Below are 23,295 nucleotides of genomic sequence, written 5' to 3'. Positions count from 1 at the left end.
CTCATGCTCCTTCCATTCTTCACCGCCCTGCGCGACGCCAAGGTTCCGGTGTCAATGAAGGAATGGCTCCATTTGATGGAGGCCATGGATCGCGACGTGGCGGGGCGCGAGGTCGAGGCCTTTTATCACCTGTCGCGCGCGGTGCTGGTCAAGGACGAGAAACACTATGATCGGTTCGATCAGGTGTTCGGGACGGTATTCAAGGGCGTCGAGTCGGTTGGAACGGGCGAAGACCTGACAACCGACATTCCCGAGGACTGGCTGCGGCTGCTGAACGAAAAATACCTGACCGACGAGGAGAAGGCCCAGATCGAGGCGCTGGGCGGATTCGACAAGCTGATGGAGACGCTGAAGCAGCGTCTGGAAGAGCAGAAGAAGCGGCACTCCGGCGGCTCCAAATGGATCGGCACGGGCGGGACCAGCCCCTTCGGACACGGCGGCTACAACCCCGAAGGCGTAAGGATCGGCGGTCCGGCCAAGCATGGCCGGGCGGTCAAGGTCTGGGAAAAGCGCGAGTTCAAGAACCTGGACGACACGGTCGAACTGGGCACCCGCAACATCAAGGTGGCGCTACGTCGTCTGCGCCGTTTCGCCCGACAAGGGGCGCCCGACGAACTGGATATCGACGGCACCATCGACGGCACGGCTCGTCAGGGCTGGCTGGACATCCAGATGCGGCCCGAGCGGCGCAATACGATCAAGGTGCTGCTGTTCCTCGACATCGGCGGGTCGATGGACGGTCACATCAAGCTGGTTGAGGAGCTGTTCTCGGCGGCCAAGACCGAGTTCAAGAACCTGGAGTTCTTCTACTTCCACAACTGCCTCTACGAAGGCGTCTGGAAGGACAATCGCCGGCGCCACACCGAGCGGATCCCGACGTGGGATCTGCTGCACAAATACCCTGGCGACTGGCGCGCCATCTTCGTCGGCGATGCGACGATGAGCCCCTATGAGATCACCATGCCCGGCGGCTCCGTCGAGCACTGGAACGAGGAGGCCGGCGCCGTATGGATGAAGCGGGCGCGCCAGCAGTGGGAGAAGTCGGTCTGGCTCAATCCCGTTCAGGAGCGGTACTGGGATTATACCGCTTCCGTCGGCCTGTTGCGCGAGGTGATGGAGCAGCGGATGTTCCCGCTGACGCTCGAAGGCCTCGACAAGGCAATGCGGGCCCTGACAAGGTAGGAGACGTTCGGGCGACCGCCTGCAACTTCACGAAGGGTCCGACCATGATCGCCGCCGCCTTCGCCTTGCTGATCCTCCAACAAGCTGCGCCGACCGTCGTGTGGGATGCGACCGCGCCGGAGACGGTCGTTGAAACGCCGGCACCGCCGCTCGAGCACAGTGTGCCTGCCTGGGGCCTGGCTGATCCATTTGGCTTCGAGCGCGCACGGTGCAGTCCGCTGGTGCGCGGCCAGAAGTCCATGGCCGAATGCCAGACCAAGGTGCGCGAGCAACTCGTCATCGCCATGGGGTCCGATCTGCCCGAGGCTCTGCGCCCGAGCGGCATGGCCGGCGACTGCCAGATGATCCGGGCCAGCGTCGCAGGCTCGGACTATGCGGTCCAGTGCGGCCCGCAGTCTCGCGCGGCGGCCGCGCCCTCGAGCCTGCGCGAAATGGATTGTCGTCCGCGTCCGGTCGAGGGCGAGTTCAGCTCTGAGTGCCGCCCGATCGATGGAGCCGACAAGAAGGGGCTATCGCTGACCCTATGGGGCGACAAGAACTGATCCGACAGAAAAACGCCGCCCGCTTTCGCGGACGGCGCTTCGCATCTTGGCGCATTCTAGGGAAGCTTAGGCCTTGTCGCGCAGGCTGTCCTTGACGCCGCCGACAGTATTCTGGACCTTGCCTTCGACCTGATCGGCCTTGCCTTCGGCCTGCATCTTCGTGTCGCCGGTCACCTTGCCGACGCCTTCTTTAATCTTGCCACCGATGTTCTTGGCGGCGCCTTCGATACGGTCATGCTCACCCATGGAAATCTCCTAATTTTCATCGCCGCGACGTAACGTTGCGGTTCGAAAAATAAACGACTTCGCTAATGGCCTGTTCCGTAAGGCTCAGCTTGGACGACGCAGCCAGACGGCGACAGCCCAGGCGTGAGAATCGTGGCGCAAGCGCGAGATAGCGAAGGTCGGATCCAGCCACACCAGGGTGTGGTCGTCCTCGCATTTCGCATCGGGATTTCCGGCCGCTACAGTCGCCGTCCAGAAGCCGCCGACATTGTTCACCGGCTCGCGCGTCGAACGCACGAAATATTGGCTGGCCTCGGCGATGCGGTTCAGCGGCGCGACCGTCAAGCCGGTTTCCTCGACGAATTCGCGGATCAGCGCCTGAACCTCGGTCTCTTCCAAGTCCAATCCGCCGCCGGGAAGATCGAAATAAGGACCGGCCTCGCGTTCGACGCGCACACAGGCGATCAGGCCGTCGCGCTCGACGATGCCGAACGCGGTGGCGCGGTGACGATAATCCGTAGCGGGTTTGCGAACGCCGAACTGCAACATGATGAAAACCGACCCTAGAGGTCGAACGACAACCTGGCGCGCACACCCTTGTGGGCGCCGTCGAACTCGACCGCCGACCGCAGGCCAGACGCCATGGCCGAGATGATCTTGCCGCCCAGGCCCGTGCCCTTGGGCGCGCCGTCGCCCAGGCCGGGGCCGTCGTCCTCGACCGTCAGCATCACGCGATGGTCCGTCTCGCGGCGCAGATGGATGCGAATCTCGCCGCCCTGTCCCGGCGCATAGGCGTATTTGACCGCGTTGGTGACCAGTTCGGTGACGATGACGCCGATGGACACGGCCTGATCGGTCGTGACCGACAGGGGCTCGGCGTCCAACGTCAGTTTGGGCGATCCTTCGTCTGGCCCGATGGATTTGGACAGCTCGTCCATCAGCCCGACCAGATATTCGTCCATCGCCACGTGGCTCATGTCGCCGGACGTGTAGAGGCGGCGGTGAACATGGGCGACGGCCTCGATGCGCGCCTGCGATTCGCGCAGCGCGTCCTTGGCGCCCTGATCGGTGACGTGGCGCATCTGCAACGACATGAAGCTGGACACCAGCTGCAGCGAGTTGCCGACGCGGTGGTTGACCTCGCGCAGCATCGCCTCGGCCCGATCGCGCGCCCGCCGGATTTCTTCCTGCGCCAGTTCATTCTCGCGCTCCAGCCGACGGCGCGACAGGGCGTCTTCGAGCGCCGAGCGCAACAGGGAGGTGAAGTCCTCCGAGACATCCTTGATCACATAGTCCGCCGCGCCGGCGCGCAGGGCCGCGACGGCGATCCGCCCATCCTGCGCGCCCGTCACATAGACGACCGGAGGCGGCGCCGTCAGGGCCAGAATGTCCGGCAGGACGTCCAGCCCGTCTCGCGTCGGCATATAGTGGTCCAGCGCGCAGACGTCGTAGTCATGCTGCTGCAACAGTTCCAGCCCCGCATCGCCGTCCGGCGCGCAGGTAACGGCATAGCCGTGACGCCCCAGCTCCTTTTCGACCAGTCGGGACAGACCCCGATCATCGTCGATGTAGAGCAGGCGAATGGGCTGGGACGCGTCGATCGTCAGATCTCCGGCGCCTGGATCACCGACAGGAACAGGCCCAACTGACGGATGGCGCCGGCGAAGGATTCATAATCCACCGGCTTGGTGATGTAGACGTTGCAACCCAGGTCGTAGCAACGCTGGATCTCGACCTTGTCGTCCGTGGTCGTGAGCACCACGACCGGAGCCCGCTTCAGACGGTCGTTGCCCTTCACCTTTTCCAGAATGTCAGTTCCAGACATATCGGGCAGATTGAGGTCGAGCAGGATCAACAGCGGGCCGTTAGCCAAGATTTCGTCGCTGAACAGATAGTCCAGCGCCGATCCGCCGTCGTCGAAATGCTTGATCTCGTTGTTGATGTTGGCCCGACGAATGTTCTTTTCGATCAGCTTGGCGTGGCCGTGGTCGTCTTCGACCATGATGATTTTGACGGGTTGCGTCACAGCGCGCCTCCGGGTTCAGACAGGATCAGTCGTTTGGGGAATTTCAGCAGGAAAGTCGAGCCTTTGCCCAGTTCGGACTCGACGTCGATGGTGCCGCCCAGGCGGCGCACGCTATTTCTGACGAACGCCAGCCCCAAGCCTTCGCCGGAACGGTCCTGTTTTCCGGAGCGGCGGAAGAGTTCGAAGATCCGCTCATGGTCACGCGGGGCGATGCCCCGGCCGTTGTCAGCGACCCGGTAGACGACCCAGCCGCCCGGCACGTCTTCGCCCGACACGACAATTTCGCCCGGCCGGTCGTGATCCAGATATTTGACGGCGTTGTCGATCAGGTTGCCGACGATCTGCTCCATCGAAATACGGTCGCTTTCGATCTCGGGCAGCGACTGCACATCGATGCGTGCGCCCGAGGCTTCGGTCTGGTGATGGACGCTGTTCGCGATATTCTGGGCCATCGTCGTCATGTCCAGCGGTTCTGGAAGCAGGTTGCGGCGACCTTCGCGCGACAGCTTCAGGATGGCGTTGATCAGCCGGTCCATCTTCTCGGTCGAGGCGCGAATGAAGCCGATGGCCTCGGGCATTTCCTCGCGGACGGCTGTGACGATCTCCGGATCGACCACGCGCGTCTTTTCAGCCTCATAGATCGCCTTGTCGACGATCTTGCCCGCCTGCTCCAGTTCGGAGGTGTAGCCCATCACGTTGACCAGCGGCGCGCGCAGGTCGTGGCTGACGATATAGGCGAAGCGTTGGATTTCCTCGTTCGCGCGCATCAGGTCGCCGGTGCGCTCGCGAACCTTGTCCTCCAGGCTGGCGTTGGCGGCGTCCAGGGTCGCGCGGGCGGACTGGATCTCGGCCACGTAACGCCGCACCAGCCAGGCCGAGAGCAGAGCAAGAACGAGGACCAGAAGCCCCGCGATGGCGTTCATCGTGACGGTCAGGAAGCCAAAACGCTCCGAGGCCCGGCGTCGGCTGTCGATTCTGTCGGACTTCAGCTTGTCGAACTTCTCGATGGCGGCTCGGAGCTCGTCCATATACTGCTTGCCTTCGCCAGACCGCACGGCCTGGATCGACTGCCCGATCCGACCCTGCCGCGCCAAAGCGACGGTGCGCTCCATCTCGTCCCATTTCTTGTCACCCAGACGGTGAATGGGTTCGACGGTGTCTTTCAGCGTCGGATCGAGGGCTGCGCCCTCATCCAGAAACGCCAGAGCGGGCTCCATGTCGGCCCTGGAGTCACGATAGGGCTGTAGAAAATCGCTTCGTCCCGTCAGCAGAAAACCGCGTTGCGACGTTTCGGCGTTCAGGCTCGCGATGAGCACCGTACGCGCGGCGCGCCGCATCTGCTGAGCATGCTCGATGGTCTTGTTCAACGCGACGGTGCGCTGGATCATCACGAACGTCGTCGCATTGACCACGATCAGCAGTCCGAACGCCAGGATCAGCATGGCCGAGATCGACCGGGCCAACGACGGCGTACGCATGAAGTCGCGCAGGCGCGACCATTGGGATCGGGGGTTCGGACTCATGACGGCGGAGCTTTAGCGGGGTGCGTCGCCGCGTCAAACGTCAAACTGCCAAGTCGGCGGGATCAGACCTGGCCGAGGGTCCGCAACCGGGCCTTGGGATGAATCTCGTTCTGGCTCATCACGACGGTCTGGCCGCGGAAGCGTTCGATGATCGATCGCACATAGGGCCGCGTCATCGGGCCGGTCAGCAGGACGGGGTTCTCGCCCGTCATGGCGATCCGCTCGAAGGTGTCGCGAACGGCGCGGATGAAGTCCTGAAGGCGCGACGGCGCCATCGCCAGCTGCTTGTCCTCGCCATTGCCGATCAGGCTTTCGGCGAAGGCGTTTTCCCATTCCGGCGACAGGGTGACGATGGGCAGGGCACCCTCGCCGTCCTTGTTCTGCCAGCATAGTTGGCGGCCCAGGCGCGCCCGAACGTGTTCGACTAGGGTGGTGACGCTGGAACTGTGCGGCGCCGCCTCGGCCAAACCTTCCAGGATCGCCGGCAGGTCGCGGATCGACACCTTCTCGCGCAGAAGCGACTGCAGCACCCGCTGCAGCGTCGTGACGGTGACCACGCTGGGCACCAGTTCCTCGACCAGCTTCTTCTCCTCGGCGCCGAGTTCCTTCAGCAGCTTCTGCACCTCCGCATAGGACAGCAGATCGGCCATATTGTCTTTCAGGATCTCGGTCAGGTGCGTCGTCAGGACCGTCGACGGATCGACAAGCGTATAGCCCCGGAACGTCGCCTCCTCGCGCAGACCTTCCTCGATCCAGGTCGCCGGCAAACCAAAGGCGGGTTCGCGCATATGCTCGCCCGGAAGCTCGACCTGGCGACCCGCCGGATCCATCGCCATCAGGTGGCCCAGCCGCACTTCGCCCGCGCCCGTCTCCATCTCCTTGATGCGGATGGCGTAGCCCTGGGTCGGCAGGCGCATGTTGTCGAGGATGCGCACCTGGGGAATGACGAAACCGTATTCCTGGGCCAGCGACCGCCGCAGAGCGCGAATCTGATCGGTCAGGCGCCGCCCTTCAAGGTCGTTGATCAGGCTGAGAAGCGAGTAGCCGAGTTCGATCTTCACCTCGTCGATGGTGAGGACGTTGGCGATCGGCTCTTCGACGTCTTCCTTGGGTTTTGCGGCCGCCGCCGCCGCCGCAATCTCCGCCTCTGTCGGCTGAGGCTTCAAGCGATTGCGGCCCAGTCGCCAGGCCATAAAGCCCGAGCCGATGGCCAGGGCCGCGAACGGGATCAGCGGCATCCCGGGGATCAGGCCGATCAGACCGGCCGCGCCCGACACCACGCCCAGCGATACGGGATTGGTCGCCAGCTGGGTGACCATGGCCTTGTCCGCCGTGCCTTCGACGCCCGCCTTGGACACCAGGAAGCCGGCAGCGATCGAGATGATGATGGCCGGCACCTGCGTCACCAGACCATCGCCGATGGTCAGCTGGACATAGGTGTTGGCGGCCTCCATCGCCGGCATGCCGTGTTGCAGCGTGCCGATCAGTATGCCGCCGATGGCGTTGATGAAGGTGATGATCAGCCCGGCGACGGCGTCGCCGCGCACGAACTTGGAGGCGCCGTCCATGGCGCCGAAGAAGGTCGATTCCTGCTCCAGCTCCTTGCGGCGCAGCTTGGCCTGGTCCTCGGTGATCAGGCCCGACGACAGATCGGCGTCGATGGCCATCTGCTTGCCCGGCATGGAGTCCAGGGTGAAGCGGGCGGACACTTCGGCGATCCGGGTCGAACCCTTGGTGATGACGACGAAGTTCACCACCAGAATGATCGCAAAGATGATCACCCCGATGATGAAGTTGCCGCCCATCATCAGCTGACCGAAGGCGTTGATGACCTGACCCGCCGCATCGTGACCTTCCTGACCGTGGGTCAGGATCAGACGCGTGGAGGCCAGGTTCAGGCCCAGCCGGAACAGGGTCGAGACCAGCAGCACGGTCGGGAAGATGGCGAAATCCAGCGGCCGCTTCATCATCACGGCGGTCATCAGGATCAGCACGCTGGACACCAGCGAGAAGGCCAACAGAAGATCCAGCAGGAACTTGGGCACCGGCAGGATCAGCAGCATGATCACGCCGATCACGCCGACCGCCATCAGCACTTCGCCGCGGTTGACCCAGCCCAGGACGTCGCGGCCCGTCGGGCGCGCCATGCCGTCCTTCATCATCACCGGCGTATCAGTCACGGCCCAACGCCTTCAGCGCGCGACGCGTCGCCTCGGCGATCACGGCCGCATTGGCGTCGTCAGACGTCGCCTGGGCAGCGTGGTAATAGGCGGCGACGATCACGGGTTGGCCGTTCGGCGGATACAACAGGCCGATGTCATTGGTCGGCCCATAGCCCCCCGTCCCCGTCTTGTGCGCCACCCGCCAATTCGCAGGCGTCCCAGCCCTAAGACGATTCTGACCCGTGGGCGTATCGGTCATCCACTGCAGCAACAGGTCGCGTGACGCCGCGGTCAGGGGCGAGGCCTGATCCAGAAAAAGACGCCGGAGATTGGCGACCGACTGGTTGGGAAGGATGGTGTCTTTGTCGCCGTCCAGGCGATTCATCTCCGGCTCGAAACGGTCCGAGCGGGTGCTGCCGTCGCCGATGCCGCGATAGAAGGTCTGCATCGCCGATGGGCCGCCCATAGCCTTCAGCAACAGATTGGCGGCAGGGTTGTCGCTGACTTCCACCGCGCCCTTCATCAACTGCTCGACCGTCAGGCTGGCGCCGACGGCGGGCTCGGTGACCGGAGCGTGGTTGATCATGTCCGCCGCCGTGATCGGGATGCGGCGGTCCAGTCGCTCCTGCCCGGCCTGCGCCCGCAACAGGGTGGCGGCGGCCAGATACATCTTGAAGGTCGAGCAATAGACGAAGCGTTCGTCGCCGCGCCAGCCCAGCTTACGGCCCGTCGCCGCGTCCTGAACGACGAAGCCGAGACGGCCGCCATTGCGCGCTTCCAGGTCGGACAGATCAATGATCTCTTCTGACAGAGGGGCGGGCGCGGCAGGGTGTGATTCCGCGCGCGGCGAACAGCCGACCGCGCTCAAGGCGGCCAGCCCCGTCAGGACGCATCGGCGCTCCACGGGTGCGCGCATGGGTTCAGGCCGCGTAGCCCGAGGCGGAGACGCCGCTCATCGGCGCCGGAATGGCCGTGCCCTCATCGGCGTATTCGTTCAACTTGTTGCGCAGAGTGCGGATCGAGATGCCCAGGATGTTGGCCGCATGGGTGCGATTGCCGAGGCAGTGCGTCAGGGTGTCCAGGATCAGCGTCTTTTCCATCGCCGCCACGGTCTGACCCACGAAGCTGCGAGTCACGGCGTCGGCTGCCTGGGCGGCACGCGCAGCCACTCCGGCTTCCGGCGCCTCATAGGCCTGTCCCGCCATCATGCCTGCGCTCATGCCGCCCAGCGGCTGACCGTCCGGCAGGCGGATGGCGTCGACGTCGATCTCGGGGCCGGTGGCCAGCAGCACCGCGCGGTGCATCGCGTTTTCCAGCTCGCGGACGTTGCCCGGCCAGCGATGGGCCGAAATGGCCTGACGCGCGGCGGCCGAGATCGGACGCACCGGCACGCCGTTGGCGGCGGCGTATTTCTTGATGAAGTGGTCGGCCAGAACCACGATGTCGCCGGGCCGCTCGCGCAAGGACGGCAGGCGCAGGTTCACCACGTTCAGGCGATACAGCAGGTCCTCACGGAAGGTGCCTTCCGCAACGGCTTTGGCCAGATCGCGGTTCGAGGTCGCGATGATGCGGATGTTGACCGAGACCGGCTTGGAGCCGCCCACGCGATCGATGACGCGCTCCTGGATAGCGCGCAGCAGCTTGGCCTGAAGCCGGGCGTCCATCTCGGAGATTTCGTCCAGCAGAAGCGTGCCGCCGTCAGCCTCTTCGAACTTGCCGATGCGGCGCGCGACCGCGCCGGTGAAGGCGCCCTTCTCGTGGCCGAACAGTTCGGACTCCAGCAGATTGTCGGGAATGGCGGCGCAGTTGACGCTGATGAACGGGCGCTCGGACCGGCGTGAATGCTCGTGCAGATACCGCGCCATCACCTCCTTGCCGACGCCGCTTTCGCCCGTGATCAGGATCGAAGCTTCCGAGCGCGCGACCTGGTCGGCCAGTTGCAGCACCGCCTTCATCGAGGGGTCGGCCGAGATCATCGGCTTTTCGTCGTCGGCCACGGCCGACAGAACGGCGGCGATCAGTTCGGCGTCGGGTGGAAGCGGAATGAATTCCTTGGCGCCGGCCTTGATGGCGGCGGCCGCCTCTCGCGCATCGGCGTCGACGCCGAAGGCCACGACCGGAATGGTGATCCGCTCGGCCTCGTTGGCGGCGATCAGGGCGGCGATGTCCAGCTGATAGTCGACCATCAGCAAGTCGGCGCCCTGCCCCCGGCGCAGTTGTTCGGTCGCCTGGTCGGCGCGCTCGACGTGATTGACCTTGGCGCCGTGCGCCATGGCCATCTTCACCGCCGAAGCGAGCTGGCCGCTCAGTCTGCCTACCACCAGAAGACGCATCGTTCTTCTCCTCTAATCTCTAAAGCCGGTCGCCAATCAGGCGCCCGAATCCTCGGTCTTGATGATTTCCGTCATGGTCACGCCCAGCCGGTCGTCGACGACGACGACCTCCCCGCGCGCGATCAGGCGGTTGTTGACGAAGATGTCGATCGCCTCGCCGACCTTGCGGTCTAGCTCCAGCACCGAGCCCTTGTTCAGCTTCAGCAGCTGGGCCACCGACATGTGCGACTTGCCCAGAACCGCCGAGATGTTGACCGGCACGTCGAAGACCGTGGCCAGGTCGGCGGCACTCTTTTCGCCGCTGTCGTCCAGGGGCGGCAGGCCCGAAAGGCCGGAGAATTCCTCCAGCGCCAGGTCGTCGGATGCCATCAGAACATGCTCCTGTCGACGGGAAGGGTTTCGGCGTGTCCGGCCTCGGCGGCCAAGGCGGCGGTCAGGGCCTCAGCGACGCGGTCGGCCGAGCCTTGCGGATCGTGATCAGCGCGCCCGTCGGCCCATTCCAACTGGAAGGCGGCCTGGGCCATGCCCGGCTCATCGCGGAAGGCGACCACGCCAGTGAAGCCGCTGTCGGCGCAGGCGCGCTCGATCAGGCCGCGCGCCTCGTCATCCAGGCCTGAGGCGCGAACGACCAGACGCGGCGAGGCGTCGATTTCCTGCGCCAACAGTTCCAGAGCGGCTTTCAGCGGCGCATGCGGAAATCGGTCCAGAGCGGCCCCTGCGATGGTGCGCGCAGCAGCCAGGGCCAGGTCAGCGGCCTGTTCGCGGTGCGCTTGGGCCACAGCCTTCAGGGTCGGCATGGCCGAGGTCACAGCCTGGGCGATGTTGCTCAGGGCCATGGCGCGGATGTTTTCGACCTCGCTGAGCGCCTGCTCGCGCGCTTCCAGACGCCCTTGCGCGACCAAGGCATCGACCTCGGCCGGCAGATAGGAGCGTTTGGCCGGCGTCCAGGCGCCGGGGCGCACGACCGTGCCGTCCGCGTCGAACTCGGTGTCGAAGGCGAAGAGGCGCCGGATTTCAGGGGACTGGGTCATGTCAGTAGATCAACTCGTCGTCGGTGCCCTGACCGGCCAGCATGATGTCGCCCTTGGCGGCCAGATCCTTGGCGACCTGGACCATGGCCATCTGGGCGGCGTCCACGTCCTTCAGACGCACCGGACCCATCGACTCCATGTCCTCGCGCATGATCTTGGAGGCGCGCTCGGACATGTTGGAGAAGAACATCTCGCGCAGACCGTCGGACGCGCCCTTCATCGCCAGGCCCAGCGAATCCTTGTCCACCGCGCGCAGCAGGGTCTGCACCCCGCCCGGATCCAGCTTGGACAGATCCTCGAAGACGAACATCAGGGCGCGGATGCGTTCGGCCGACTCGCGATTGCGCTCTTCCAGGGCGCCGATGAAGCGAGCCTCGGTCTGGCGGTCGAAGCTATTGAAGATGTCCGCCATCATCTCGTGGCTGTCGCGTTTGGAGGTCCGCGCCAGGTTCGACATGAACTCGGTACGCAGCGTGGCCTCGATCTTGTCCAGGATCTCGCGCTGCACCGGCTCCATGCGCAGCATCCGCTGGACGCATTCCAAGGCGAAGTCTTCCGGCAGGCTGGTCAGGACGCGGGCGGCGTGGTCCGAACGCACCTTGGACAGGATCACGGCTACGGTCTGGGGGTATTCGTTCTTCAGATAGTTGGCGAGAACGGCCTCGTTCACATTGCCCAGCTTGTCCCACATGGTGCGACCGGCCGGCCCCCGGATCTCCTCCATCAGGCCGTCGACGCGATCCTTGGGCAGGAAGGCGGCCAGCAGCTTTTGCGTCTGCTCATAGCTGCCCATGACAGAGCCCGAGCCGGACAGACCCGAGACGAACTCGATCATCAGGGCCTCGACGGCCTCGGCGCTGACGTTGCCCAGGGTCGCCATGGCCTGGGAGATTTCCTTGACCTCGTCGTCGTCCAGCCGCTCCCACAGGGCGGTATGCTCTTCGCCCAGCGCCAGCAGGATGACGGCGGCCTTCTCCGGTCCCGACAGCTTGTTGGGATCGTCGATCGAGGCCTTCTTGTTAACCAGCTTCGCCATCAGCCTTCGGCCACCCAGGACCGCAGAATGCCGGCCGCATCATCGGGATGCGACTGAACGAAGTCGGCGACCTTCTTGACCGACGACGCCTTCACCTGACCCTCGATGCGGGCGATGTCGATCTTCTGTTCCATCTCGCTGGGCGCCGGCAGCTGAACCAACTGAGGCTGGCCGTCCGGGCCGATCACCGTGGTCGCCACGGTGGTGACCGGCACGCCGTTGGCGCCAGCTAGCGCCGGCAGATTGGCCCCGCCGCCCGCCGCCGTCTTCAGCAGAGGACGCAGCACGAAGAAGATCAGCAGCAGGGCGACGATGGTCAGAATGCCCAGCTCGACGAAACGCATGATGTCGTTCTTGGAGAAGTCCAGCAGCGACGACTTGCCGTCCAGACCGCCCTCGATGCCGGTGTCGTGGTTGAAGCGGACGTTGATGACCTCGATCTTGTCGCCGCGTGCCTCGTCGATGCCGGCGGCGGCCGCGACCAGCGACTTGATCTGGGCGATCTCCTCGGCCGTGCGCGGCGCATAGGTCGGCTCGCCCTTGCCGTCCTTGGCCGGCGTCCACTTGCCGTCCACCGCGACGGCGACGGCCAGCTTCTTGACCTCGCCCGGCTCCTTGGTCGTGGTCGTGGTGGTCTTGGAGATTTCGTAGTTGGTCGTCTCGGCGTTTTCCGAGTTGGTCGAACCGGCCGGCGTCGCGCCGGGCGCAGCCCCGCCGGGGATGTTGTTCGTCGCAGTCACGCCGCCGTCGGGCTGGGCGCTGTTGTCTGCGGATTGCGAGCCGTTGGTCGTGGTCGATCTGACGACCTGACCATCGGGGTCGAACTTCTCTTCCTGCGTCGTGGCGCGACTTTGGTCGATGTCGGCCGTGACCTGAACACGGGCGGCGCCGGCGCCGACGACGCCTTCGACGATGTCCTTGATGCGCGCTTGAAGCTGGCTCTCGGCATTGCCCTTGGCCTCGGCGGCGGACGCGGAGGTGAAGGTTCCGTCGTCGCTGCCGGCCGCCAGGGTGCGGTTCGTCTGGTCCGCCACGGTGACGCGGTCGGGCTTCAGGTTCGGCACGGACGAGGCCACCAGATTGCGGATCGCCCGCACCTGATCGCTCGTCAGGTCACGCCCGCCCAACCCCACCAGAACGGCGGCGGTCGGTTCGCCGGCGGCCGAGGTGAACATCTCGCGGCGCGGCATGGTGATGTGGACGCGGGCGGCCGTGATGCCGCGCATGGACATGATGGTGCGCGACAATTCACCCTGCAGGGCACGCTGTTCGTTCAACTGCTGCTGGAACTCGGTCTGGCCCAGCACCGACTGGCTGTCGAACAGCTCGTAACCAACCGATCCCGAGGTGACCAAGCCCTTGCCCGCGACCAGCATCCGCGCCGTGCCGACCTCGTCGCGGTTGACCATGATGGTCGAGCCGTCGCCCTTGGAGGAATATTTGATGCCGGCCTGATCCAGGGCGGCGCTTATCTCGCTGGCCTCGCGCAGATCCAGGTTGGAATAGAGAAGCGCGTCGGGCGCTTGGCCCATGCGCAGCATGACAGCGACCAGCACGGCGGCCACGCCTGCGGCGACGCCGAGGACCGCAGCCAGACGGCCGATCCCGAACTTCTGCAACGCCGCTGTGAAGCCGCCCACGCGTCCCCGCCCCCTACTCGCGGGAGACACGAACGCCCCGCTAGGCAGAAAATGCCGCCTGGATGGTAAACGTCGCGTTAAGACCCGCTTAAGGGCGCGCCCCGCCCGCCTGAAGCTGCGGCAAAACCGCCGGCGCACCGGACGGCAGAGGGGCTTTCGGGTCTCTCAACCACGAGACGACGTCGCGATAGACGATCTCGGCGTCCAGATCGCGGTTCAGCAGATGCCAGCCGTTCGGATACCAGGCGGTCCGCAGCGTTCCGCCCTCCCGCTCGGCACGCTCAAGCGCCGCCTTCATCGGCCCCTTCTTCACCACCTCGTCGTGGGCGCCGTACATCAGGATGGCGTCGCCCCGAATGCGGCCCAGGCTGCGCGATGAGGCCTCCATCAGATCGACCAGCCCATAGACGGTGTCGAACCGCGTCGCGAGGATGCTCATCGGATCGCGCCCGTTGCGGATCAGCTCCAACGTATTCGAAGAGGCGTGGATGTCGCGCGTGATGAACTCCGGCGGCTCCAGCGCCACGTCGCCCAGCGCTCGGGCTGCGATGTTCAGCGCCGTGCAGTTCAACGGTCCTTGCGTCGACCAGCCCCATACGCCGGGCGCCAGCAGCACGATCCGGTCCGCATCCGGCGGATTGTCGGAGCCGAACGCCGCCGCCGTCACCGACCCGCCCATGCTCTCGCCCACCACGGCGATGACGGCATGGGGATAGCGGGCGCGCGCCATCGCGGTGATCTCGCGCAGATCATCGGTCATCCGCTGCTGCCCGGCCCATTCGCCCCGCCCCGGCGCCCCGCCGAAGCCACGCTGGTCGTAGGACCAGGTCTCGATCCCCTGCTCGGCCCACCAGGGGCCGGCCAAGCGGAAGCTAGCGTCGTGATCGTTCATGCCGTGGAGGGCCACGATCACCGCCCAAGGCGCCCCATCCTTTGGCCCCCAATGCAGATACGGCAGGCGCGCGCCGTCCGACATGACCAGCGCCCGATCCTCGACATGGGCGCCGACAAAGCCCGGCGGCGGCGTCAACGGCGGCTGAATGTGGGGTGCGGCGCAGGCCGACAGAATGAGCGCGGCGGTCAGCGGCATAAGTCTGGAGGCGATCAAGGCCATGTGTCCCAAGCAGCGCTCACGATACCACCGGCAATTCGTTCTCGCTGGAGCGAACGGCCGCCGGATTTGCAGAAGTCAGAATGCGCCGAACGCGTTCCCGCAGATAGGGAAGCACCTCCGCCTCAAACCACGGATTCTTCTTCAGCCAGGCCGTATTGCGCCAAGACGGATGCGGCAACACCAGCAGATCCGGCGCATACTCCCGCCACGCTCGGACCGTTTCGGTCATGGTCCGCTTGGCGTCATCGCCCAGCGCCCACGCCTGGGCATAGCCGCCGACCAGCAGGGTCAGTTCCATCTGCGGCAGGGCGTCCAGCAACTGCGGTCGCCACAGTTCCGCACAGCGTGTCGGCGGCGGATAGTCGCCGCCTTTCGGCGCGGTGCCCGGATAGCAGAAGGCCTGGGCCGCCACCCCGATGCGCGGGTCGGCGTAGAAGGTCTCATAGTCCACGCCCATCCAATCACGAAGACGATCGCCCGAGGGATCCGTGAACGGCAGGCCGCTCTCGTGGACGCGTCGTCCCGGCGCCTGGCCGCAGATCAGCAGCCGCGTTTCGGGAAAGACCCGCACCACCGGGCGCGGCGTGTGCGGCAGGACGCCCGCGCAGGCGCGACAGGCGCGGATGTCGTTCAGGATATCCTGGAGATCAGTCGTCATCGCCCTCGACGACCGGCGGACGGCGGCTCAGCGCCAGGGCCGTTTCTTCCTCGGTCGCTTGGCGCAGGCGCGTGACGCCGCGGAAATTGTCCGGATCGACCGCCTTGCCCTTCTTGGTGATGGTCAGCTTGCCTTGGCGCATCAGGCCCAAAGCGGTCGCGCGGACCTTGGGCAGCATGCGCTGCCATTGCTCGGGCTGTAGCTCTTTGGCCACTTCCGCGGGCTCAATGCTCTTGCCGGGCTCAAGCGCGGCGATTTTGTTCAGGATTGCGGTTTCGATCGGGTCGCTCATTGCGCCTATATGCTGCAACGCACGCCCATAAGTAAGGCCGAGTCTGCATGCCCAAGAAAATCACCATCACCGAGGGCGAGTTCGCCGGCTGGCAGACCTACGATCTGCACGACACCTTCGACACGGTGGTCGGCCCCTTCTACGGCAAGCCGGATCCCGACGGGCACATGCGCTGCGCCTTCCGCGCCGAGCAGAAGCATATGAACGCAGGCGGGCGGATGCACGGCGGCTGCCTGATGACCTTCGCCGACATCGCCATGTTCCAGATCGCCTATCAGGAGATGGAAGGTGCCTCGGGCGTCACGGTTCAGCTGGACTCCACCTTCATCGACGGCGGCTATGTCGGCGAACTGATCGAGGCCACCGGCCAGGTCACCAAGGCGGGCAAGAGCCTGATCTTCGTGCGAGGTCAGATCAATACCGGCGAGCGTCTGCTGATGACCTTCTCCGGCGTCATCCGCAAATTCACGCCGCGCGGCTGAAGCGCGCGATCACCGAGAGCGTCACGGCCATTCCCGCAGCCGGCCATAACGCCGCCAACCCCAGCCGTTGATAGGTCAGAGCGCCTAAAACCGCACCTGCCGTCAATCCGGCCCACAGGGCGAGATAGGGACGATAGGCGGTACGGTCGCGCCCGGTCGCAGCGGCGGCCAAGGCTTGCCCGAGCTTGACCAGAGTGCCGGTCATATAGGTCAAGCTGACGCCGACCTCTCCATTTCTCAGGAAGACCGAGTTCTCCGCCCCCATGGCCGAGACCATCAACAGGATGGCCAGCGGCGTCAGACCGAACGCCGCGGCCAAGGCCGCGCAGGCCAGCAACAGTCCTTCGAACAATAAAACTCGGCTGCGTGACCGCGCGCCCTCACCCCCGGCGATCAGCGCCCCGAGGAACGACCCAAGCACGAAGACCGCGAGAATGGCGGCCAGATGCCCGACGGCCAGCCAGTGTCCAGAAGCCAGGTTGGCGGCCAGCCGCGTGGAGTTGCCGCTCATGAACGAGACGAAGACGCCGCCAAGCTGCAGGAAGCCCAGACTGTCCACATAGCCCGCAAGACCCGCCAGCAGCAGCGCCAGTCCACTGTCCAGCGGGGCGAGCGCGCGCATCGGATCTAGGTCCGCCTCAGAGCCCGAACACCGCCGCCGGCATCGCGCCGACGATGGCCGCGGTCATCAAGGTGGCCAAGAAGCCGGCGAACAGACCCTTCCAGACCATGCCCAGCACCTCCTCGCGGCGTTCGGGCATCAGGACAGACAGGCCGGTCACGGTGATGCCGACCGAGCCGATATTGGCGAAGCCGCACAAGGCGTAGGTCATCAGCATCCGCGTGCGCTCGGTCATCTCGGCGGCCGGGACCTTGCCCAGGTCGATGAAGGCGACGAACTCGGTCAGGGTCAGTTTGACGCCCAGCAGCCAGCCGGCGACGTCGGCGTCCTTCCACTCCACCCCGATCAGCCAGGCGACCGGCGCGAAGATCCAGCCCAGCATCCGCTCGACGGTCAGGGGCGCATCGAACACGACGAACCCGCCCAGCATGACGTTAACCAGGGCGACCAAGGCCACGAACACGATCAGCACGGCCGAGATGTTCAGCACGACCATCAGGCCGTCGGACGTGCCTTTGACGATGGCGTCGATGGCGCTGTCGTATTTCAGGGCCGAGTCATAGTCGGCGACCGCGCCGCCCATACCCTCTTTCTCAGGGATGATGATCCGCGCGAGCAGCACGCCAGCCGGCGCCGACACGATCGACGCCACCAGCACGTGCCCCGCCGCATTCGGCAGCACCGGCGACAGGATCGTCGCATAAGCCACCATGGTCGAACCGGCGACCGTCGCCAGGCCCACCACCATCATCAGGAAGATCTCGGAACGCGTCAGCTTGTCCAGATAGGCGCGGATCACGATCGGGCTTTCGATCATGCCCAGGAAGATGTTGGCCGCGACCGCCAGGGCCGACGCGCCGCCCAGACCCATCGTCTTCTGGAATAGAAAGCCGAAGCCCAGCGTGATCCACTTCAGGATTTTCCAATGCCACAGCAGGGCCGACAGGGCGGAAATCACCAGGATCAGCGGCAGAACCTGGAAGGCGAAGGTGAAAAGCGCGCCCTGGTTCGAGACCGTATAGGGCTGGTCCCCGCCGGCCAGATAGCCGAAGACGAACTTGGTCCCCTCGGTCGTGGCGACCGCCAGACCGTCCACTGCGCCCGTCACCGCCGCCAGCACCGCCTGCGAACCCGGAATGGCGAACAGGGCGAGCACCAGCCCCGCCTGCACCAGGATCGCGCCGATCGTCAGCCGCCAGGGGAAGGCCTTGCGGTTTTCCGAGATCGCCCAGCAAACCGCGACGATGACGACCAGACCCAGAAGGCTCTGGAGGTTCAGGAGGCTGAACATGAAAAACGATCCCCGCACTCGGCGCGCCTGCCGGTCTGTATTCGCTTCAAGGACAAAGTGACGCGGCTGGCAAGCGAAACGAAAAAGGGCGGCCCCTTAAGGGACCGCCCTCATCCTGTCGTCGCGCCTCGGCTTACAGTTGGCCGCGCACCAGCTTGCCGTAGTGATCCATCAGATCCAGCGACAGCGCGCCGGGAGTGAATCGATATTCACCCACCTCGGCGACCGGGGTCACCTCGACGGCCGTGCCGGTCAGGAAGCATTCGGTGAAATCCGAAAGCTCATCCGGCTTGATCTCACGCACCACGACCTCAATGCCCTTTTCGCGGGCGATCTCGATCACGGTCTGGCGGGTGATGCCGTCCAGAATGTGCTCGACGTTCGGGGTGTGGATAACGCCGTCCTTGACGAAGAAGACGTTGGCGCCGGTCGCCTCGGCGACATAGCCGCGCCAGTCCAGCATCAGGGCGTCGGCGAAACCGCGACGCTCGGCGGCGTTCTTGGACATGGTGCAGATCATGTACAGACCCGCCGCCTTGGCTGTCGTCGGGGCCGTCGCCGGATCGGGACGACGCCACTTGGACCATTCCAGACGCAGGCCGCGCGCCTTGACCTCTGGGTCGAAATAGCTGGGCCAGTCCCACACGGCGATCGCCAGGTGAACCTTGTTGTTCAGGGCCGAAACGCTGGTCTGTTCCGGGCCGAGGTAGGCGACGGGACGCACATAGCAGTCCGTCAGACCGTTCTTGGCGCAGGTTTCCTTACAGAAAGCGTCGATTTCAGCGACGCTGTAGGGTATCTCGAAATCGAGCAGGTTGGCGGACCGCTTCAGGCGCTCGGAATGTTGCGTCAGCTTGAAGATTTCGCCGCCGTACATACGCTCACCCTCAAAGACCGACGAGCCGTAGTGAAGGGCATGGGTCAGAACGTGCGTTTTCGCTTCCCTCCAGGGGACGAAATCGCCATTCACCCAGATGAAGCCGTCACGATCGTCGAAAGGAACGAAGGCCATTGAAATACGTCTCCCGCGAAACTGACGGTCTTAGAGCCGCACGAATCGCTCAGGTCAACGCCGCAAGCGGGGGAAACGTCGCATGAGCATGACGGAATCGCGTTCGCATGGCCGCTCAGGCCCCATCGCCGGCCCCGGCGTCGGCCGCCATCTGCTGATTGTCGACGACGACGATCGCATCCGCGAACTGCTGAAGGAGTTTTTGGCGCGCGAAGGCTATCGCGTGACGGGCGCCGCGCACGCGGCCGCCGCCAAGCGGATGATGGAGCTGATCGAGTTCGATCTGGTCGTGCTGGACGTCATGATGCCGGGCGAAAGCGGCCTGGACCTGACCAGTTGGGTCCGCAACAAAGCCGAACTGTCCAAAACGCCGGTCCTGCTGCTGACCGCGCGCGGCGATCCCGAGGACCGGATCGAGGGTCTGTCGCGCGGCGCCGACGACTACATGTCCAAGCCCTTCGAACCGCGCGAACTTGTGCTGCGCATCGACGCCATCCTGCGCCGCACCGGCGGCAAGCCGATCGGTCCCAAGGAAATCAAGCTGGGCACCGCCGTCTTCGACATGGAACGGCTGGAGTTGAGCCGTGACGGCGCGCCCCAGCGCCTGACCGAGGCCGAAGCCCAGTTGCTCAAGACCCTGGCCCTTCACGCCCACGCCCCGGTCGAGCGGATGAGCCTTTCGCCCGACACCGCCGACATCACCGGCCGCGCCGTGGACGTCCAGGTCACCCGTCTGCGCCGCAAGCTGGAAGTCGATCCCAAGAACCCGCGCTATCTCCAGACGGTGCGGGGCGTCGGCTATATGCTGGCTCCCGACTGAGCCGATGCGGCTTCTGCCCGCCTATCTGTGGCCGCGATTTCTGAAGCGGCGCCTGCCGACCTCGCTATGGGGCCGGTCGCTGCTGATTATCGTCCTGCCGGTGCTGGTCATGCAGATGGCGGTGACCTGGGTCTTCTTCGACGCTCACTGGCAGACGGTGACCGCGCGCCTGTCCGAAGGCCTGGCCGGCGACATCGCCTGGGCCGTCGAGAGCTATGAGGACGACCCCAGCCCGGCGAACCTGGACAAGCTGGCCAATCGCGCCGAACGGTCCATGTCCCTGTCCATCGTGCTTCAGGACGGGCGCACCCTTCCGACGGAAGAACGCCGCGGCGCCATCGGCGTGGTGGACCGTGTGCTGGACAAGGCCCTGGATGCGCGTCTGGACCGCCCCTACTGGTTCGACACCACCCGCTATCCCGCCTACGTCGACATCCAGGTGCAGGAGCCGCAAGGGGTGCTGCGCATCATCGCCCCACGCGAGCGTGCGGTGGCGACCCAGGCCCATATCTTCGTCCTGTGGCTGGCGGTGGCGACCGTTCTGTTGATGGGCGTGGCCATCCTTTTCATCCGCAATCAGGTCCGCGCCATTGAGCGTCTGGCCGACGCGGCCGAAGCCTTCGGGCGCGGCGAAACCGTGCCCCGGTTCAAGCCGCACGGCGCGCGCGAGGTCCGCGCCGCCGCCGTCGCCTTCATGGCCATGCGAGACCGGATTCAGCGCCACATCGATCAACGCACCGCCCTGCTCGCCTCGGTCAGCCACGATCTGCGCACGCCCCTGACCCGTTTGCGCCTCGAACTGGCTCTTGCTCCACCTTTCAAGCGCCAGTCCGCCATGCGGGGCGACCTGGACGAGATGGAGCATATGATCGACGAATACCTCGACTTCGCCCGTGGCGAAGCGGGCGAACCACCCAAGCCGGTGTCGATTTCCGACCTGTTGAACGCGGCCGGCGAGGATGCAAAACGTGCTGGCGCCGAGGTCGAGGTGGTGGTCGCCGACGGGCTGACGGCCTCGGTTCGCCCCCTCGCCTTCAAGCGCGCCCTGGTAAACCTGGCCGGCAATGCCGCCTCGCACGGCGAGCATGTGCGGCTGTCGGGCCGCGCCCTGGCGTCAGGCGGGCTGGAGATCATCGTCGAGGACGACGGTCCCGGCATTCCCGAAGCCATGTATGACGAGGCCTTCCGGCCCTTCTCGCGCCTGGACGACTCTCGCAACCAGAACCGCAAGGGCGTCGGTCTGGGCCTCGCCATCGCGCGCGATGTGGCGCGCGGCCACGGTGGCGACGTCACCCTGGATCGCAGCGAACTGGGCGGGTTGAAAGCGACGATCCGCATCCCCGGCGCGGTCACCGTCGCCGAGCCCGCTTAAGGCATGCAAGCTTTCGTCGGCAGGGTCTGGCGGAACGGCGCTGCAAGGGTCATCTTGAGGGTGACAGGGCTTGGAGATGATTTCGATGCGTAAACTCGCCTTCTTTGCACCGCTGGCCGCGACCCTCGCCGTCGCCGCCATGGCTCAGGCTCAAGCGCCGACGGTGAACGTCACGGTCGGGCCGCAGCTTCAGCGCGAGGTCGAAAAGCTCGGCCACCGCGAGGTCAACGAACAGATCGCCAGCCTTCAGGCCGAGGTCGGAAAGGCCTTGGCCCAGCGTTATCCAGGCGCCACCGCCAATCTGGTCCTGGTCGATCTGAAGCCCAACCGGCCGACGTTCGAACAGGTCCGTCAGACGCCGGGCCTCGACCCGATCCGCAGCGTGTCCGTCGGGGGCGCGGCCATCAAGGGCGAGATCGTCCTGGCGGACGGCGCGACGCGGCCCGTGGACTATTCCTACTTCACGCCCAGCATCAACGACGTCTGGGGCTACAGCGTCTGGCGCGACGCCGACCGCGCGTTCGAGCGCTTCGGCGATCAGATCGAGCGCGGACGCTTCTAGCCCATCTCGCGGTTGCGTCTGACCGCCGCCGCGACCGTCTCGTCCAGCATCGCCGTGAGGCGGCCGTCCTTCGCCATGGCGTCAAGCCCGGCGCGGGTCGAGCCGCCAGGCGAGGCGATGCGGCCGATCAGGGCCTCCAGCCCGTCGTCACCCATGGAGTCGGCTGCGGACCTCAGGGTCGCGCGCGCCAGCACATCCGCCGTCGCCGCATCCAGACCCGCCGCCTCCCCGGCCCGCGCCAGCGCTTCGGTGAAGGCGTAGAAATAGGCTGCGCCTGACCCGGCCACCGCCGTCGCCGCATCCATCAGGGCCTCGTCGGCCAGAACCACGGTCTCGGCCATCGGCTCGAACAGCGCCCGCCCGATGCCCTCGGCGCGCCGGTCCGCCGACCAGACAGAGGCCACGCCGCGCCCGCGCGACACGCCGGTTGTCGGCATCACCCGAACGATGGGCCAGCCTCCCAGGCCTTCGGCCAAAGTCGGCGCCGTCACGCCCGCCATGACCGACAGGATGACGGCTCGATCACTCAGGAACGGCGCCAGCGGAGCCATCACCTGGCGCCACAGCGCCGGTTTGACCGCCAGAACGATTACCGCCGCCTCGGTCAGGGCCTCCAGCGGCGGATTTATCCGCGCGCCCTTGGCCCGCGCCATCTCGGCCGCCGGCTTTTCAGAGGGAGAGAGAATGATCAGCTCGGACGCCGCCACCGTCTCGGTCAGCAGCCAGCCTTCCAGAATGGCGGAGCCCAGCCGGCCGCAGCCGACCAGAACAACGGCACCCGGCACAGATGCCGCGCTTGGCATCAGGCGGTGCCGACGGTCTCGAACAGGCAGGCGTCGATCGCCTCCTGCGGCTTCTTGTTCCCGCGCACCATGAAGTCGAAGGCGGGGTAGTAGCGATCCGAAGCCTCGATGGCCGCGTCGATCATCGACGCCGCCTGGGCCAGAGTCGGGCGCTCGCCCATCGGCAGGGCCAGCGAATGGCGGAAGACGATCTCCCCGTCTTCCGCCCAGACCTCGAAATGACCCATCCAGGTGCGCTGATTGATCAGGCCGACCAGTTCATAGGCCGCCGTCTTGCGGCTTTTGGCCACCTTCAGATCCAGCGCGCAGCACAGCTGAAGACAGTCGCCCTCGGGACGCCAGGCGAACCACAGTTCATAATCCTTCCAGTCTCCGGCCAGAGCAAAGGCCAGGTCGCCGTCGTCGGTGCGGTCAAACGGAAGATTCTCGGCCGTGAGCACATGCTCGACGACCTCAAGCGGGTCGAAGGGCACGTCCACTTCCTCGGGCCGGGCGATGTCCATCAAGTGTCTTTCACGCTGCGTCCGCGAGAATCGCGGGCGTTAACAGAACGGTAAGCCTGTTCGC

At 65.6% G+C, this 23,295-nt stretch carries 26 protein-coding genes; 6 read left to right on the top strand and 20 right to left on the bottom strand.

Features of this window, described 5'->3' with window-relative positions; genetic code table 11:
* The first annotated feature begins 3 nt into the window (after window positions 1-3).
* Both E4341_RS05325 and E4341_RS05320 read left to right on the top strand, forming a co-directional pair.
* The gene (locus E4341_RS05325) at window positions 4-1,182 is read left to right on the top strand and encodes a VWA domain-containing protein (RefSeq protein ID WP_165115720.1); all 1,179 of its coding nucleotides are present in this window, start codon (window positions 4-6) and stop codon (window positions 1,180-1,182) included.
* 44 nt (window positions 1,183-1,226) lie between these two features.
* Window positions 1,227-1,724 carry a hypothetical protein gene (locus E4341_RS05320; protein ID WP_165115719.1) on the top strand — a complete coding sequence of 166 codons (498 nt, stop codon included), beginning with the start codon at window positions 1,227-1,229 and terminating at the stop codon, window positions 1,722-1,724.
* Window positions 1,725-1,790: 66 nt separating this feature from the next.
* Here E4341_RS05320 and E4341_RS05315 read toward each other — a convergent pair whose 3' ends face one another.
* The 15 genes from E4341_RS05315 to E4341_RS05245 all read right to left on the bottom strand — a co-directional run bounded on the left by E4341_RS05315 (window position 1,791) and on the right by E4341_RS05245 (window position 15,764).
* Window positions 1,791-1,970, bottom strand: a complete 180-nt coding sequence (locus E4341_RS05315; protein ID WP_165115717.1) for a CsbD family protein — start codon at window positions 1,968-1,970, stop codon at window positions 1,791-1,793.
* 84 nt (window positions 1,971-2,054) lie between these two features.
* On the bottom strand, window positions 2,055-2,498 hold the full coding sequence (locus tag E4341_RS05310) for an NUDIX domain-containing protein (protein ID WP_165115715.1): 444 nt from the start codon (window positions 2,496-2,498) through the stop codon (window positions 2,055-2,057).
* Between the two features lie 14 nt (window positions 2,499-2,512).
* On the bottom strand, window positions 2,513-3,475 hold the full coding sequence (locus tag E4341_RS05305; protein ID WP_240893654.1) for a histidine kinase dimerization/phosphoacceptor domain -containing protein: 963 nt from the start codon (window positions 3,473-3,475) through the stop codon (window positions 2,513-2,515).
* Between the two features lie 77 nt (window positions 3,476-3,552).
* Window positions 3,553-3,975, bottom strand: a complete 423-nt coding sequence (locus E4341_RS05300; protein ID WP_235551281.1) for a response regulator — start codon at window positions 3,973-3,975, stop codon at window positions 3,553-3,555.
* The gene (locus tag E4341_RS05295) at window positions 3,972-5,498 is read right to left on the bottom strand and encodes a CHASE3 domain-containing protein (RefSeq protein WP_205751366.1); all 1,527 of its coding nucleotides are present in this window, start codon (window positions 5,496-5,498) and stop codon (window positions 3,972-3,974) included. The genes E4341_RS05300 and E4341_RS05295 overlap by 4 nt, the downstream gene beginning before the upstream one ends.
* A gap of 62 nt (window positions 5,499-5,560) precedes the next feature.
* Entirely contained in the window at window positions 5,561-7,660 is a 2,100-nt protein-coding gene (flhA, locus tag E4341_RS05290; protein WP_091748308.1) for a flagellar biosynthesis protein FlhA, read from the bottom strand.
* Window positions 7,661-7,670: 10 nt separating this feature from the next.
* Window positions 7,671-8,576, bottom strand: coding sequence for a class A beta-lactamase (gene bla / locus E4341_RS05285; protein ID WP_165115713.1), 906 nt, complete (start codon window positions 8,574-8,576; stop codon window positions 7,671-7,673).
* A 4-nt stretch (window positions 8,577-8,580) separates the two neighbouring features.
* Window positions 8,581-9,993, bottom strand: coding sequence for a sigma-54-dependent Fis family transcriptional regulator (locus E4341_RS05280; protein ID WP_165115709.1), 1,413 nt, complete (start codon window positions 9,991-9,993; stop codon window positions 8,581-8,583).
* Window positions 9,994-10,029: 36 nt separating this feature from the next.
* On the bottom strand, window positions 10,030-10,362 hold the full coding sequence (fliN, locus tag E4341_RS05275; protein WP_039246916.1) for a flagellar motor switch protein FliN: 333 nt from the start codon (window positions 10,360-10,362) through the stop codon (window positions 10,030-10,032).
* Window positions 10,362-11,024: a flagellar assembly protein FlbE gene (locus tag E4341_RS05270; protein WP_165115707.1), complete on the bottom strand. Its 663-nt coding sequence runs from the start codon at window positions 11,022-11,024 to the stop codon at window positions 10,362-10,364. Before E4341_RS05270 ends, fliN begins: the two co-directional genes overlap by 1 nt.
* 1 nt (window position 11,025) lies before the next feature.
* Window positions 11,026-12,060: a flagellar motor switch protein FliG gene (gene fliG / locus E4341_RS05265; RefSeq protein WP_165115705.1), complete on the bottom strand. Its 1,035-nt coding sequence runs from the start codon at window positions 12,058-12,060 to the stop codon at window positions 11,026-11,028.
* On the bottom strand, window positions 12,060-13,700 hold the full coding sequence (gene fliF, locus E4341_RS05260) for a flagellar basal-body MS-ring/collar protein FliF (RefSeq protein WP_165115703.1): 1,641 nt from the start codon (window positions 13,698-13,700) through the stop codon (window positions 12,060-12,062). Before fliF ends, fliG begins: the two co-directional genes overlap by 1 nt.
* Window positions 13,701-13,788: 88 nt before the next feature.
* The gene (locus tag E4341_RS05255; protein ID WP_240893622.1) at window positions 13,789-14,808 is read right to left on the bottom strand and encodes an alpha/beta fold hydrolase; all 1,020 of its coding nucleotides are present in this window, start codon (window positions 14,806-14,808) and stop codon (window positions 13,789-13,791) included.
* A 22-nt stretch (window positions 14,809-14,830) separates the two neighbouring features.
* Complete coding sequence (locus E4341_RS05250) at window positions 14,831-15,472, bottom strand: uracil-DNA glycosylase family protein (protein ID WP_165115699.1); 642 nt, start codon at window positions 15,470-15,472, stop codon at window positions 14,831-14,833.
* Window positions 15,462-15,764, bottom strand: coding sequence for a DUF3253 domain-containing protein (locus E4341_RS05245; protein WP_017504494.1), 303 nt, complete (start codon window positions 15,762-15,764; stop codon window positions 15,462-15,464). Before E4341_RS05245 ends, E4341_RS05250 begins: the two co-directional genes overlap by 11 nt.
* A gap of 47 nt (window positions 15,765-15,811) precedes the next feature.
* Here E4341_RS05245 and E4341_RS05240 point away from each other — a divergent pair, with 47 nt between their 5' ends.
* On the top strand, window positions 15,812-16,246 hold the full coding sequence (locus E4341_RS05240) for a PaaI family thioesterase (RefSeq protein WP_017504495.1): 435 nt from the start codon (window positions 15,812-15,814) through the stop codon (window positions 16,244-16,246).
* On the opposite strand, the gene E4341_RS05235 is transcribed toward E4341_RS05240, so the two are convergent.
* From E4341_RS05235 to E4341_RS05225, 3 genes are all read right to left on the bottom strand, one after another.
* A complete protein-coding gene (locus E4341_RS05235) occupies window positions 16,230-16,868 on the bottom strand; it encodes a YoaK family protein (RefSeq protein WP_165115697.1) in 639 nt (212 codons plus the stop codon). The two genes, E4341_RS05240 and E4341_RS05235, sit on opposite strands and share 17 nt — an antisense overlap.
* A gap of 16 nt (window positions 16,869-16,884) precedes the next feature.
* The gene (locus tag E4341_RS05230) at window positions 16,885-18,159 is read right to left on the bottom strand and encodes a NupC/NupG family nucleoside CNT transporter (RefSeq protein ID WP_066626388.1); all 1,275 of its coding nucleotides are present in this window, start codon (window positions 18,157-18,159) and stop codon (window positions 16,885-16,887) included.
* Window positions 18,160-18,292: 133 nt separating this feature from the next.
* Window positions 18,293-19,171, bottom strand: coding sequence for a branched-chain amino acid aminotransferase (locus E4341_RS05225; protein ID WP_066626390.1), 879 nt, complete (start codon window positions 19,169-19,171; stop codon window positions 18,293-18,295).
* An 88-nt stretch (window positions 19,172-19,259) separates the two neighbouring features.
* On the opposite strand from E4341_RS05225, the gene E4341_RS05220 reads away from it, so the two are divergent.
* From E4341_RS05220 to E4341_RS05210, 3 genes are all read left to right on the top strand, one after another.
* Window positions 19,260-19,991: a response regulator gene (locus E4341_RS05220; RefSeq protein WP_369814635.1), complete on the top strand. Its 732-nt coding sequence runs from the start codon at window positions 19,260-19,262 to the stop codon at window positions 19,989-19,991.
* Between the two features lie 4 nt (window positions 19,992-19,995).
* The gene (locus E4341_RS05215) at window positions 19,996-21,363 is read left to right on the top strand and encodes an ATP-binding protein (RefSeq protein WP_055754099.1); all 1,368 of its coding nucleotides are present in this window, start codon (window positions 19,996-19,998) and stop codon (window positions 21,361-21,363) included.
* An 85-nt stretch (window positions 21,364-21,448) separates the two neighbouring features.
* A complete protein-coding gene (locus tag E4341_RS05210; RefSeq protein WP_205751365.1) occupies window positions 21,449-21,925 on the top strand; it encodes a hypothetical protein in 477 nt (158 codons plus the stop codon).
* Here E4341_RS05210 and E4341_RS05205 read toward each other — a convergent pair.
* Window positions 21,922-22,710: a pyrroline-5-carboxylate reductase gene (locus E4341_RS05205; RefSeq protein ID WP_240893621.1), complete on the bottom strand. Its 789-nt coding sequence runs from the start codon at window positions 22,708-22,710 to the stop codon at window positions 21,922-21,924. The two genes, E4341_RS05210 and E4341_RS05205, sit on opposite strands and share 4 nt — an antisense overlap.
* Window positions 22,711-22,727: 17 nt before the next feature.
* Window positions 22,728-23,231, bottom strand: coding sequence for a YbjN domain-containing protein (locus tag E4341_RS05200; protein ID WP_017504503.1), 504 nt, complete (start codon window positions 23,229-23,231; stop codon window positions 22,728-22,730).
* Between the last annotated feature and the right edge of the window lie 64 nt (window positions 23,232-23,295).

The sequence above is a fragment of the Brevundimonas sp. 'scallop' genome, assembly GCF_011045535.1.
Classification (GTDB): domain Bacteria; phylum Pseudomonadota; class Alphaproteobacteria; order Caulobacterales; family Caulobacteraceae; genus Brevundimonas; species Brevundimonas vesicularis.
Note: the sequence above shows the minus strand (reverse complement) of the source record. Positions and strands in the feature narration are given on the sequence as shown.